The sequence below is a fragment of the Clostridium beijerinckii HUN142 genome (assembly GCF_000621745.1).
Taxonomy (GTDB): Bacteria; Bacillota; Clostridia; order Clostridiales; family Clostridiaceae; genus Clostridium; species Clostridium beijerinckii_A.
The window spans coordinates 232,680-247,393 of sequence record NZ_JHXK01000010.1 but is presented as its reverse complement, the minus strand read 5'-3'; the positions used below and the strand labels follow the sequence as shown (position 1 = coordinate 247,393).

At 30.7% G+C, this 14,714-nt stretch carries 11 protein-coding genes and 1 pseudogene; 1 reads left to right on the top strand and 11 read right to left on the bottom strand.

What is annotated here, in order from left to right:
- From T483_RS0105560 to T483_RS0105545, 4 genes and pseudogenes are all read right to left on the bottom strand, one after another.
- A pseudogene (locus tag T483_RS0105560) lies at positions 1 to 241 on the bottom strand (transketolase); the annotation flags it as partial.
- Between the two features lie 431 nt (positions 242 to 672).
- The gene (fsa, locus tag T483_RS0105555) at positions 673 to 1,320 is read right to left on the bottom strand and encodes a fructose-6-phosphate aldolase (protein WP_012060610.1); all 648 of its coding nucleotides are present in this window, start codon (positions 1,318 to 1,320) and stop codon (positions 673 to 675) included.
- Positions 1,321 to 1,558: 238 nt separating this feature from the next.
- Positions 1,559 to 2,245, bottom strand: a complete 687-nt coding sequence (locus T483_RS0105550; RefSeq protein WP_026885954.1) for an L-ribulose-5-phosphate 4-epimerase — start codon at positions 2,243 to 2,245, stop codon at positions 1,559 to 1,561.
- A gap of 136 nt (positions 2,246 to 2,381) precedes the next feature.
- Entirely contained in the window at positions 2,382 to 3,455 is a 1,074-nt protein-coding gene (locus T483_RS0105545) for a GntR family transcriptional regulator (protein ID WP_026885953.1), read from the bottom strand.
- Positions 3,456 to 4,027: 572 nt separating this feature from the next.
- On the opposite strand from T483_RS0105545, the gene araA reads away from it, so the two are divergent.
- Entirely contained in the window at positions 4,028 to 5,497 is a 1,470-nt protein-coding gene (gene araA, locus T483_RS0105540) for an L-arabinose isomerase (protein WP_026885952.1), read from the top strand.
- Between the two features lie 217 nt (positions 5,498 to 5,714).
- Here the strand turns inward: araA and T483_RS0105535 are convergent, their stop codons facing one another.
- From T483_RS0105535 to T483_RS0105505, 7 genes are all read right to left on the bottom strand, one after another.
- A complete protein-coding gene (locus T483_RS0105535; protein WP_035790031.1) occupies positions 5,715 to 7,460 on the bottom strand; it encodes a histidine kinase in 1,746 nt (581 codons plus the stop codon).
- A 276-nt stretch (positions 7,461 to 7,736) separates the two neighbouring features.
- Complete coding sequence (gene yjfF, locus T483_RS0105530) at positions 7,737 to 8,741, bottom strand: galactofuranose ABC transporter, permease protein YjfF (protein WP_026885950.1); 1,005 nt, start codon at positions 8,739 to 8,741, stop codon at positions 7,737 to 7,739.
- Complete coding sequence (locus tag T483_RS0105525) at positions 8,738 to 9,778, bottom strand: ABC transporter permease (protein ID WP_026885949.1); 1,041 nt, start codon at positions 9,776 to 9,778, stop codon at positions 8,738 to 8,740. The genes yjfF and T483_RS0105525 overlap by 4 nt, the downstream gene beginning before the upstream one ends.
- A gap of 1 nt (position 9,779) precedes the next feature.
- On the bottom strand, positions 9,780 to 11,297 hold the full coding sequence (locus T483_RS0105520) for a sugar ABC transporter ATP-binding protein (RefSeq protein WP_026885948.1): 1,518 nt from the start codon (positions 11,295 to 11,297) through the stop codon (positions 9,780 to 9,782).
- A gap of 102 nt (positions 11,298 to 11,399) precedes the next feature.
- On the bottom strand, positions 11,400 to 12,407 hold the full coding sequence (locus tag T483_RS0105515) for an ABC transporter substrate-binding protein (protein ID WP_026885947.1): 1,008 nt from the start codon (positions 12,405 to 12,407) through the stop codon (positions 11,400 to 11,402).
- Positions 12,408 to 12,530: 123 nt separating this feature from the next.
- Positions 12,531 to 13,478 (bottom strand): substrate-binding domain-containing protein, encoded by a 948-nt coding sequence (locus tag T483_RS0105510; protein WP_026885946.1) that lies wholly within the window; start codon positions 13,476 to 13,478, stop codon positions 12,531 to 12,533.
- A gap of 1 nt (position 13,479) precedes the next feature.
- Positions 13,480 to 14,682, bottom strand: a complete 1,203-nt coding sequence (locus tag T483_RS0105505) for a response regulator transcription factor (protein ID WP_026885945.1) — start codon at positions 14,680 to 14,682, stop codon at positions 13,480 to 13,482.
- Positions 14,683 to 14,714 lie beyond the last annotated feature (32 nt).

Sequence of the window (14,714 nt, the reverse complement as noted above, 5' to 3'; positions counted from 1 at the left end):
ATCCAAATAAATGTAACAATGAATATTCAAGCATTGAACCATGTCCTGCTGATAATACAAATCTATCTCTGTTATCCCATTCAGGATTTTTTCCGTTATGATTCATCTTAGACCATAATGTATAAGCCATTGTAGCTGATCCAAGTGGTAAACCTGGATGTCCTGATTTTGATTTTTCAATAGCATCTGCTGATAATACTCTTATTGCATTAATAGATAATTTATCTAATTCTCTACTCATCTTTATCCTCATTTCCTAGACATATTTTTTATAAGTTCTTATTTGTGCTAATTAAGTCCCATATTACGCTTAGCAATCTTTCAAAAGGTGGCTATTTCACTACACCTTTTTATATTGTTACATTTTTTTATTGATTCATTTTTAAATTGTTTTATATTTTCATTTATATATTCTTATATTCTTATATTCTTAGGAATATATATTTTTACCATTTTAAATATAACCCCAGACCAGAAATGATGGTCATGCTTTTGTGGAAGCGTTATATCAGATGATTTAGCTGTAGACATTTCTTCAGTAGAAGTTGTTCTATTTATGCTTGTCCTTAGCTTGTCTTAGGAGCATGAATAAATGGTGCAACTTCTACTGGTAGAAATTCACGGCTAAATCATCAGTAACCTGAACAAATGCATGATCTTCATTTCGACGGGTTATTTTCCAAATGCTGCTGCCCAGTCTGCTTTGAATCTTTCTAATCCTTGATCTGTTAATGGATGTTTTAACATTTGCATTACTAAACTGTAAGGAATTGTAGATATATCTGCTCCTGCTTTTGCTGCTTCTATTACATGGATTGGATTTCTTACACTTGCTGCTATTATTTCTGTTTCTATTCCATGTACTGCAAATATTTCTGCTATATCTCTAACTAAATCCATACCTATCATTGAGATGTCATCTACTCTTCCAAGGAATGGGCTTACATATGTTGCTCCTGCATTTGCTGCAAGTAATGCTTGTGTTGCTGAGAATATTAATGTTACATTTGTTTTAATTCCTTCACTAGCTAATACTTTAGTTGCCTTTAAGCCTTCAGCTGTCATTGGAATCTTTACTATCATATTCTTATGAATCGCTGCAATTTCTCTTCCTTCTTTTATCATTCCTTCAGCATCTTCACTTACAACTTCTCCACTTATTGGTCCATCAACTATTTCTGTTATTTCTTTAATAACTTCATTAAAGTCTCTTCCTTCTTTTGCTATTAATGATGGATTTGTTGTTACACCACATATTACTCCCATTTCATTTGCTTCTTTAATGTGTTCTACATTTGCTGTGTCTAAAAAAAATCTCATTTCCCTAACATCTCCTCTTTATATATTTTGTTTGTTATTTAGCAACAAACTATTATTTGCATATTTACCTTCCATTTAATATTTATGTTTCAGAATATTAAATTTAGACATTTCCTTTTTCAACTTCAATTTTATACGTCACTTTTTAATTCATACTTATTAAGGAGAATTTACAAAGGAGTTCCAATTGCTGACTAAAAATTCTCCTTAAAAATATGTTGGTTTATACTATGATATCTTATTGTCCATAATATGCATTCGCACCATGTTTTCTAAGATAATGTTTATCTAAAAGGTGCTGTTTGACACCCTTTACATCTTTGTTTAAAGTCATTGTCTTATATGCCATTTCAGCAACTTTATCTAATACTACTGCATTGTAAACTGCTGAATTAGCATCTTTTCCCCAAGCGAAAGGACCATGGTTTTTAACTACAATAGCTGGAACTTCTAATGGATTTTTATCTCCAATAGTTTCAACTATTACATTTCCTGTTTCTTTTTCATATTCTCCACTAATCTCTTCATCTGTTAGATCTCGAGTACAAGGAATATCCCCATAAAAATAATCTGCATGTGTTGTCCCAAAAGCTGGTATACTCATTCCTGCCTGAGCAAAAGTTGTTGCCCAATCTGAATGAGTATGAACAACGCCTCCAACACTCGGATAAGTTTTATACATAACTAAGTGAGTTGGAGTATCTGTTGAAGGTTTATACTTTCCTTCTACAACATTTCCTTCTAAGTCTACAACTACCATATCTTCTGGTTTCATAGTATCATAATCAACACCACTTGGTTTTATAACTACTAATCCAGTTTCTCTATCGATTTCACTAACATTTCCCCAAGTGTAGATTACAAGACCTTTTCTTTGAAGTTCCATATTAGCTTCATAAACTTTTTCCTTTAATTTTTCTAACATTTGAACACCCCTATCTGCTTGTTGTTTGTATGTACGTACAAGCGTACATACAAAAATAATATCTAATATATATATCATTAAAGGTTATCTTTGCTCCAGTAACTCAAAATCAAGTCATCTAAAGCAAAGATAAAATTTAAACTCTAGAACAAGAATCTCTAACAATAAGTTCAGCATTGTATGTGTATTGAGGCTTGTCTATTCTTCCCTCAATCATATCTATAATGCATTTGGCTGCTCTTATTCCCATTTCTTCTTTCGGATGCTTTATTGTTGTAAGTTTAACACCTGATGAAACTGCTAAACTAGAATCATCAAAACTTACTATTGATAAATCTTTTGGTATTTCTATATTTTCTTTTCTACAATTATCTATTACCTTCAAAGCAACCTTATCATTATAGCAAACAATTGCGGTTGGTTTTTCTTCAAGATTTAAAATCTTCTTTATAAACTGGTCTATATACATCTCTTGATTATCAGTTATATATTCTCCTACTATACTTTTGTTAAAACTCAAGTCATATTCGTTTAGAGCCTTTATGTAACCCCTTCTTCTTTTTTCACCTTGTAAATCATCTGCTTTAAATAATGCAGCTATATTTCTATGACCAAGTTCTAATAAATAATTAGTAAGCTTGTACCCTCCCTGTTCATCATCTACTACAATATATGCAGAATTTTCTTCATCGCAATTAGCATTTATTGCAATATATTTTATATTGTTCTTTTCTAACTTTTTAATGCTATCATGATGCAGGTTATTTATTGTACTTTGTGCTGGTTCAACTATTAGTCCTGATATATCTTGGTTTATGATATCCTCAAAACATCTTCTTTCATTCTCAATGTCATTGTTACTATTAAATAATAATAAATTATATCCCTTGCGTCTTAATTCTTCCTCTATACCTGATATAATTTTAGGAAAAATATAATCTGATATATAAGTTGTAAGAACAGCAACATTTTTTTTAACTTCATTAGTCTTTTTGTTAGAGTAAAAGCTTCCTTTTCCTCTTTCTTTATATATCCAGCCTTCTTGTACTAAATAAGTAAGAGCTTGTCTTACAGTATGTCTACTTACATTAAATAAGTTAGCTATTTCATTTTCGGAAGGTAATTGGTCTCCTGCTGAAACCTTGTTTTCTTCTATTAGGCTGATATAGTAATTTTCTATTAATTCGTGCTTTGTTTCAGCTTCTTTCATCTTTTTCAACTACTTTCATCAAATAACTATGCAATAACTTCTTAAAATATAAATCGATTTCTTTAAAATTATATTCTAAAAAGTTGTACGCACTTGATGATTTGATTATATCTCTATTCCCTATATATATCAATAGTTTTTTCTAAAATTTATTTAAACATCAAGCTTAACCATACATCATCTGCTTTAATAATTTTTATCATAATCGCAAATAGAAATTTTACTGCAAGGCTGTCTTTACCTAACTTAAACCATAATGATACTTATTTGGAAAGTTAATATTTTTTATTTTTTTGATTTTACGTCTTGTATGTACAACATTATTGTATTATAATAAGCTTGTACATACATCAGAAACTTGTTTGTACTCATGAAAAGGTATACTAAATTTAGATAAGCATTTTTATTTATCCAATAGCTAGCATCCGTAGTCCTCCATCTTCTTAAGTGAGAGATAACGGCCGCAGGCTCCTGGATTAGGTGCCCCTTGAGGGTATAAATTCAACTAAATTCAAGGTGGAGTTAAAACTCCACTCGAAAAGTTTTAATTTATATATTAGGAGGAATGTTAAATGTTAAAAGTAAAAAATTATGAATTTTGGTTTGTTACAGGAAGTCAACCTCTATATGGTCCTGAAGTAATAGATCAAGTATCTGATAATTCAAAGATAATCGTTGAAGGGTTAAACACTAAAGATCTACCTTATAAAATCGTATTTAAAACAGTTGCTACTGATTCTCCTTCAATCAGAAAAGTATGTAATGATGCTAATAATGATGAAAACTGTGCTGGTATAATTACTTGGATGCATACATTCTCACCAGCAAAAATGTGGATCCACGGTTTAACTGAACTTAGAAAGCCATTACTTCATCTTCATACTCAATTTAATAAAGAAATTCCTTGGGGAACAATTGATATGGACTTCATGAACTTAAACCAAGCGGCTCATGGAGATAGAGAATTTGGATATATCGGAGCTAGACTTGATATAGCTCGTAAAATAGTAGTTGGTCACTGGACAGATGATTCTGTTGCTACTGATATAGCTAAGTGGATGGCTCCTGCTGTAGCATTTACTGAAGGACGCAGCATTAAAGTTGCTCGTTTCGGAGATAACATGAGAGATGTTGCTGTTACTGATGGAGATAGAATCGAAGCTCAAATCAAATTTGGCTGGACTGTTGATTACTATGGAGTTGGTGATTTAGTTAACTCAATGGAAAAAGTTACTGAAGCTCAAATTGATGAACTTATGAATGAGTACTCTAAATTATATGATATAGATCCTAAAGCTTCTATAGACTCTATTCGTGAACAAGCAAAAATCGAAATTGGTTTAAGAACTTTCTTAGATGCAAGAGGCTATACAGCTTTCACAACTAACTTCCAAGCACTTCATGGAATGAAACAACTTCCTGGTCTTGCCGCTCAACATTTAATGGCTGAAGGTTATGGATTTGGTGCTGAAGGCGATTGGAAAACTGCTGCACTTCTTAGAGCTATGAAAATCATGGCTGCTGGAAAAGGTACAGGCTTAATGGAAGATTACACTTATAATATGGATTCAGAAAATGGGTTGATCCTTGGAGCTCATATGCTTGAAATCTGTCCAACATTAGCTGCAACTAAGCCAGTAATTGAAGTTCACCCACTTGGAATTGGAGATAAAGAAGATCCAGCTCGTTTAGTATTTAAAGGTGCTTCTGGTCCTGCTGTCGCTGCTTCATTAATAGATATGGGTAACAGATTCCGTTTAATAGTTAATAGTGTTGATTGTGTTGAAGTTACTGAAGATATGCCAAACTTACCAGTAGCAAGCGTTCTTTGGAAACCACAACCATCATTAAAAGAAGGCGCTAAAGCATGGATCATGGCTGGCGGAGCTCACCATACTAGTTTCTCATTCTATGTTGATGAAGAACAATTGTTAGATTGGGCTGATATGGTTGGAATTGAATGTGTAGTAATAAATAATGATACAAAACTTTCAACATTCAAGAATGAACTTAAATTTTCTAGCACTGCTTGGAAATTTTAATTAACAAATGCTATAAATCTTATTTATATAGAAAATAGTAAGTTTTAGTTATTAATTTATGAATGTATTTCATTAACCTTCCAGAAAGAAATAGCACATTGTACATTAATACTAATACTTACTATTTCCCCCTCATTGATAAAATAAAAATAGATAAAACCTGATATTCAGGTTTTATCTATTTTTATTTTAATTTACCGCTGCTATCACTTATTATTTATTCCGATTCAACTATTGGATGCCTAAGCTCCACAATTGTTCCCTGTCCAAGGGTACTTTTGTAAACTAGCCCATACTCATTTCCATGTATAAGCTTTATTCTTTCGTTTACATTAAAAATTCCATAGCCCACCTGATTCTTATTGCCATCTCTATTATTAAGCATGTTATTTATTTTATTTAATGTTTCTCTATCCATCCCTTTTCCATTATCAACTACAGTAAAACATAATAAATTATTTTCAATTTTTCCTGTAATCAAAATCTTTCCATTACCACGCTTTTCTTTTATCCCATGATAAATTGCATTCTCAACAAGCGGCTGCAATATTAATTTTATTAATTTGTAATCAAGCATTTCTTCATCAAATTGAATTTCGTAGTCAAGCTTGTCTTCATATCTTATTTTCTGAATAATTAAGTAACTCTGTACATGGCTTAGTTCTTCTTGGACACTTATTATTTCTTTTCCTTTACTTAAGCTTATTCTAAGCAAGTTAGTAAATGCTTCTATTATCTCCACTATATCTTCTTCATTATGTTCTTCCGCCATCCACCGTATTGTATCTAAAGTATTATACATAAAATGTGGCTTGATTTGAGCCTGTAAAACATTCATTTCAGCCAGCCTTTTATTTTTTTCTTCAATTTGTACTAAATTTATAAGATTGTTTATTTCTTTTACCATAGTATTAAAAGAACTGCCAAGTTCTCCTATTTCATCATTATACTTAGTATTGAATGATACTGTTAGTTCTCCTTCTTGAGCTTTTCTCATCAGTTTCTTTAGTTTTTGAATTGGATTTACAATAGATCTTGTAAAAATTATAACTAAAATTTCAGCTATTATTAGTGCTAAAATAGCTACTACAAAAGAATAGTATCTTATATATTTAATAACTCGTAAACTCTCACTTTCGGGAAATACGCCAATTGTTTCCCATCCTGTATATTTTGAATCAATCTTTGTCAATTGATAATTTTCTCCATTAATATTTTTTATTATTATATCGTTATTAATATTCTCTATCCATTCATTTTTAATTCTATATACTATGTTATTAACAGGAGTATAAACAATCTCTTTGTTCATATCCATAATATAAATAAAACCTGCAGTTCCCGGTCTTGAATTCTCAATAATATTTTTAATAGCATCTAATTTTATATCAATGAGTATTACACCTTTTATTTTGTTAGTAGATGAATCTACAACTGCTTTAGACATAGAGAAAACTTCATCAGCAGAATAACGAAAGATATTGTCAATATTCCTACCTATTGGTTTAGTAAATAAATGTATAGCTTCAGGTTGATTATAAGCCTTTGTATACCATTCTTCATTATATAAAGGATCTCTTGATACACTGTTCATAACATCACTTATATACCCACCATTAATGTTTACTACCATTATTCCAGCTATCTCTGGATTAAATTTAACAAAGTTATAAATAGATTTATAAGCATCATCTTCAATGTCATTATTTTCAGTTTTATTATCGTTAAGGAATTTTATTATCCTAGGGTCGATTGACATATAGTTGATAATGTTTTCAGTATTATTAACGTAAGACTCAATATTGTTATTTATCTGTTTTATTATTTGGTTAGTATTTTCATTTTGTGAAAAATTAATCGAATCTTTATATAATAAATTTCCTAGAGTAGTAATAGTAATAGTAACAATGAGAATTACTCCAAAAAAATAAAATATAAGTTTATCTCCTATGCTCTTATTCATAAAATATATTCTTAAGCTATTCACCCTATCCCTCCAAAACATTTGTACAAATCAGCTATATCATCCGCAACTTAACATAATTGCGGTTTCCATTGTACTATTAACTCTATCTATAATCAAATAGCCTATATATTAAATTATAGCTCAAACCACCAATACTTGACACATCTATTTATTTAAATATACTGCATTAGTGCAAAAATTAAATGAACATTTGTGTCTTCTTATTTTAAAAGATCATACAAATGTTCATTTTATTATACTTATTTAATTTCATTAAGATACAACATTTTTTCGCTTTTCATCTCTAATTACAATAATTCTCTGCAATACAATAAATATGAACAACAACATTCCAACTGCTATTTTAGTCCACCATGAATTTAATGTTCCATCAAACATTATAAGACTTTGAATAATTCCTGTAGTTAACACTCCAAATAATGGTCCGATTATATTCCCATATCCCCCTGTTAATAATATTCCTCCGATTACGCATGCTGCTATGGCATCCATTTCCATTCCATTACAATGAAGTCCATAACCTGAAAGAGTATATATTGTAAATAACAAACCACCTAAGGATGAACAAAAACCTGAAAATGTGTATACAAGTATTTTTGTTCTTTCCACTGGTAATCCCATTAATTTAGCAGAATTTTCATTTCCACCAATTGCGTATACAGTTCTTCCGAACCTTGTAAACTTCATCATATAAAATGCAGCAGCTACAACTATCAGGCTAACGATAACATTAATTGATATAAAGGCATCTGGTAATATTGATATTCTATATGATGAGATTTCTGTAAAAACTGGATTATCAATTATAATTGTATCAATACTTATGACATAACTTGCTCCTCTTGCAAAGAACATTCCCGCAAGTGTGACTATCCAAGGATGCAGTTTAAATTTTTGAATCAATATACCTTGAACTGTCCCAAAAATAACTCCAACAGCAAGAACTATTAACATTACTAAGAATGGATTTACTCCCTTTTGTAATAAACTTGCTGTAATCATACTTACAAAGGCTATCATTGATCCAACTGAAAGATCTATCCCACCAGTTAATATTGCAACCGCTTCTCCAATTGCCACTACTATCAAATATGCATTATCAATAAATAAGTTAGTAAATACCTGTGCGGACAAAAAACTTTTATATAATACTGATCCTATTAAAAACAGCCCTATAAATAATGCGATTGTAGCATAAATTGCAATATAATCTTTGTTTATTTTGAATATATTCTTTTTCCCTATTGGTTTATTCATGCCTTAATCACCTCTTTTTCTTTTAAGCTAACTTTTGTATTTTTCTTTATCTTAAGAATTTTTCTAAATTCGGGAGATTGAATTATACATACAACTATGACCACTATTGCCTTAACAACTAGTGTAATTTCAGGTGCAACACCTAAGCTATAAATCGTTGTAGTTAATGTTTGTATGAACAATGCCCCTACAACTGTCCCTGAAAGATAAAACCGCCCTCCTGCCATAGACGTCCCACCTATAACTGTCGCAAGGATTGCATCCAATTCTAACCACAAACCAACATTATTAGCATCAGCACTTTTTATATTAGCGCATAAAATTATTCCTGCTATTCCTGCTAACATTCCACATATAACATAAAGTGAAAATACAACTTTCCTAGATTGAATTCCTGCGAATTTACATGAATTATTGTTAACTCCTATAGACTCAATAAATAATCCTAGAGCAGTTCTCCTTATTAAAAAATACATAATTAATGCTACCGCAATAGCTATGAATATTGCTATAGGAAGCAATATGTAGCCTGTCCCTATAAATATGAAATCCTTATTAGTAAAAGTTAATATTTGTCCTCCTGTTATAAGTTGAGCAACTCCTCTACCAACAATATATAAAATTAATGTTCCAACCATTGGTTGTACTCCTATATACGAAACTAAAAAACCATTCCATATTCCACATATAAGTCCACTAATTATTCCTATTGCTACTGCTAATGGAACTGAACCTCCATCAACTATTACAGTTGCAGAAAGAGCTGCACTTATTGCAATTATTGATCCTACGGAAATATCAATTCCTTGAGTTGCAATTACGAGAGTCATTCCTAAAGATATCAATATTAATGGAGCTGCACGATTTAGTATATCTATAGTATTTCCAAATAAATGCCCGTCTTTCATGCTTATGCTTAAGAAACTTGGCGTCATTATAAAATTAAACAAAAGTAATATAATTAAACTTGTTAATGGCCAAAATATTTTAGCATTATAAATTTTAAGGAAAAAAGTTTGTTTCTCATTATTTTCCATATTATCTAGCACCTCCTGCTATAGTTTTCATGATATTAGATTCCTCTATTTCATTTCCAACTAGTTCTCCGATAATATTTCTATCTCTAAGGACAATTACTCTGTCACAGCACTTAACTACTTCTGGTAGCTCTGACGAAATAAACAAAATTGTCATTCCTTGCTTAGCTAATGCTAATATTAATTCTGTTATTTCACCTTTTGCTCCTATATCAATTCCCCTTGTTGGTTCATCTAAAATTAATAATTGCGGTTCTGTTGCGAGCCATCTTGCTAATATTACCTTTTGTTGGTTACCACCACTTAAGTTACTTATTTTTTGCTCCATACTTGGAGTTTTGATTCTAAGTAAATCTATATACTTTTGTGAAATTTCTTGTTGTTTTTTCATCGGCAAATATTTAAATATTCCTCTATTAGCTTGCAATGCTAATATTATATTTTCTCTTATTGTCAGATCACCAACTATTCCTTCAACTTTTCTGTCCTCTGGGCAAAACCCCAAACCTTCCTTAATTGCTTTTTGAGGATAAATATACGAATAGTTTTTTCCATTTATAGTTATATTTCCACTAGTAGATTTATCTATCCCAAATATTGTTCGCGCACATTCGCTTCTACCAGACCCAAGAAGCCCTGCAAATCCAAGAATTTCCCCCTTCTTGATTTCTATATTAAATGGATTTATAGTTCCAGACCTTCCAAAATTATTTGTTGATATTAAATTCTCTCTCTGTTCATCATTAACTACTTTCTTTGTTCTTGTACTTTTTTCTATCTCGCTATAGTCTTTACCGATCATTTTAGAAACTAATTCTATCCTAGTAAGTTTGTCTGCATCATATGTCCCAACCAACTCACCATTTCTAAGCACTGTAAGTTTATCCGAAACCTCATATACTTGATCTAAAAAGTGAGTAACAAATATTATTGACATACCTTCTTCTTTAAATTTTTTCATAATTTTAAATAATTGCTTTACTTCCTTATCATCTAAACTTGATGTTGGTTCATCTAAGATTAATATACCTTGAGATATATCTACAGCACGTGCAATTGCTACCATTTGCTGTACTGCAACCGAATAATTATTTAAGGCCTTTTTTACATCTACCTTTAAATTAAGCCTTTCTTCTAATAGTTTCTCTGCACTTCTATTCATTTTCTTCCAATCTATACTTCCATTTTTCTTAGGTTCGCGTCCAATATATATATTTTCTGCAACTGATAGATTTGGACATAGATTTACTTCTTGATAAACAGTACTAATTCCATGACTCTGAGCTTCCTGAGTAGATGATATTTTTATTTCTTTTCTCCTCAATATAATTTTTCCTTCATCTATCTTATAAACACCTGTAAGAACCTTTATCAATGTCGATTTCCCAGCACCATTTTCTCCCATTAGCGTATGGATTTCACCTTCTCTTAGTGTAAAATCAACATTTGAAAGTGCTCTAACACCCGGAAAGAACTTGCTAATATTTTTCATCTCTAAAACTATATTAGAATCACTCACTTATATCACTCCCCTTGTTTAACACAATTACAAACATGTACGTACTACATCTTTTTTGACATAAGAGCATGGATTTAATTCCAGCTCTTATGCATATTAGAATTAATATTTTCTGTTTGGTAATTCTGCCGCAGCATCTTTTTGTAAGAATTGACTTTCTTTTGAGTTTATAGTTCTTTCAACCTCTTTACTATCTAATATGTTTTTAGCAACTTCAAGTAATTGAGGTCCAAGCAAAGGATTACATTCAACCGTTGCATTAGCTTTACCATCAACCATTGCTTGGAATATATCTTTAATACCATCAACTGAAACTATAAAGATATCTTTTCCTGGTTTCTTTCCATATTCCTCTATAGCTTGAATAGCTCCCATTGCCATATCATCATTATGAGACCATAATACATTTATCTTATCACCATCTGATTTTAGAAAAGCTTCCATAACTTCTTTACCTTTTGCACGAGTAAAATCTCCAGTTTGTGATTTTACTATTTTATAATTAGGACAATCCTTTATCGCATCATTAAACCCTTGTTGTCTTCCAACCATTGCAGTAGAACCTACTGTTCCTTGAAGCTCTGCTATATTAAGTGCTGCATCTTTGCCGAATTGATCTATTAGTATTTGTGCAGCCTTTTTACCCTCTGCAACCATGTCTGAACCCAAGAAACATTTATAAAGTGAATCATCTGAGACTGTAACTTTTCTATCAACAATTACTACTGGAATTTTTGCATCCTTAGCCTCTTTAAGAACTGTATCCCAACCTGTTTCAACAACCGGGTCTAAAGCAATTAAATCTACCTTTTGTGCAATAAACGATCTTATTGCTTTTATTTGATTTTCTTGTTTTTGTTGTCCATCTGAGAATTTCAAGTCAAAGTTAGAATCTAATGTTGGAATTGATTTTATAGAGTCAGTTTCTGCTGTTCTCCAACCACTTTCTGCACCAACCTGCGCAAATCCAATTACTTTTTTACTAGATGAATTTGCCGCTGATGTCTTTGCTGCATCGCCTCCACTAGCTCCAGAGCCGCCACAACCTGAAAGCATACCAATACACAATACAGTACTCGCCATTAATGCGATCATCTTTTTTAACTTCATAATTAATTCCCCCTATATTTATGATTTCGTTTTCATGAATTAATTATATACTCATACTTATAAATTGTATTTGCATTAATCAGCACTTTTGTATACTTTTACCAACCCACAAAAATTATATGTCTAATCACTTAAAACATCTTTAGTTATTTTATTACATTTTAATAATATTTTCTTAGGAATATCATCTTTCTTGTTTAGTATTTTTATTGCATAATCTACTGCCTCTTTTCCTCCAGTCTTACATGTAAATGTTCCTTGCAATATACCATTTCTAACAAGCTCTATCCCTCCTTGAGGTCCTTCTAAACCATCAACACCAATTATCTTAATATTTTTTGAGTTGGTGCTCACCGTCGCATAATATGCTCCAAGTGCCATATAATCACTATGAGCAAAAATTATATTAACATCCTTGTCATCTTTTAATATTTCCTCTAATTTATCTTCTGTTTCATTCTTCTGCCAATTGCCTACAATAGTTCTATCTATAGCAATATTTTTATGATTACTAATTGCTTCTTTAAATCCACTAGTTATTTCTTTATCCGTACTTGAATCTAATATTCCTTGAACTTCTATAACATTAGCCTTGCTATTACCGGCTAAATTAGCAATCAGCTCTCCCGCCTGCGCTCCTATAGATCTTGTATCAGCTCCTATATATAAAGTATAATCGTATCCATCAACAGCTCTATCCAATAATATAACAGGTACAGACTCATATGCTTTTCTCACAGTTGGTGTTAATTGTTTCGAGTTATTAATTGAAACGATCAATAAATCTGCACCAAAATTCATCAAATCTTCTATATCCTTTTTTTGCTTCTCAGCATCTCCACCTGCATCCTTAAAAATTATTTTTATATTGCTATGTTTTTTTGCTTCTTCCTGTATTTCTTTGTTCATACTTATTCTCCATGGTTCATACAGGTTTGCCTGAGACATACCAATTATAAATGTATCTTTTTTCTGAGAGTTTGTCTTATATAAATAGATTGCAAAAATTATTAGCGCAACTATACAACCTATAATTATAGATAAATAAATAACCTTTCTTTTATTATTCACTCTATTTTCCCCTCTTATATTCTGTTGGTGAAATTCCAACTACTTTCTTAAAAGCTCTACAAAAATAATGTTGATTACTATAACCCACTAAATCGGCTACATCATATATTTTAATAGCCGGATCCTCCATAATGTACATTGCTTTTTTTATTCTTATTTTAGTTAGGTAATCAATAAAGGATAGTCCAGTTTCTTTTTTTAATAATTTACTTAAATATGAAGATGTCACTTCTAATCTATTTGATATATAATTTATACTTAAATCATTTGAGTAATAATTATCTTCTATATATTTAATTGTCAATAAAACCATAGAACTGCATTTCTTTTTTTCATTAACACTATTTATTATTTTCGTGTATTCATCTTTTATCTTCAATACGCTGTTAGAAACACTAGCCTGTTCAATTAATACATTGCACTTTAAATATTTATATATCTCTGTCTGTATTTCTTTTGCAACGGAAATCCACCATACCATATCATTTATCTTACTTACTAAAATTATATTTCTCTTATCATCATTAAAAATATATTTTAACTCTAAATTTTTAAATTCATCCTTTAGTATATTAGCTATTGCAAACTCTAACAATTCAATATTCCAATTGCTACTACTTATTTCAATGTTAAGTTTCTCTACAATTTTTATAACCATAATTCCAATATTTCTTCCAAACTCAATATCAAAAAAACTCATTTCCTTTAAAACTTGCTCATCACTTAATTTATTATTAAACCATTCGCTAAAAAAAGTTTTTTGTAATACTTCTCTATTTTCAGTCAATTGTCTTTTTACCCATTCTAAGTAATTGTTTTCTTTTTCGTTTTCGGTAAGTTTATTTACTACTTTAACTATTATCTCCTCTATGTTCTTTTTACTTACAGGCTTTAGAACGTAATCAAAGACATTATACTGCAATGCTTTTTGAGCATATGAAAAATCATCATATCCACTTATTATAATGACAATCCCCTTGTTATCAATCTCTTTTAGCTTTTGTAACAGGTTTAGACCGTTTAAGAATGGCATATTTATATCCAATAATATAATATCAGGCTTCTTTTCTTTAATAATTTGTAATGCAATTTCCCCGTCTTCTGCTTGTCCTACAATCTCAATACCAAATCTATCCCAATTTAAAACGTTCTCAATACCTCTTCTAATTTTAGGTTCGTCATCAGCGATAACTAGTTTCCACATAATTCCCTCCACTTATAATATATATTGCAATA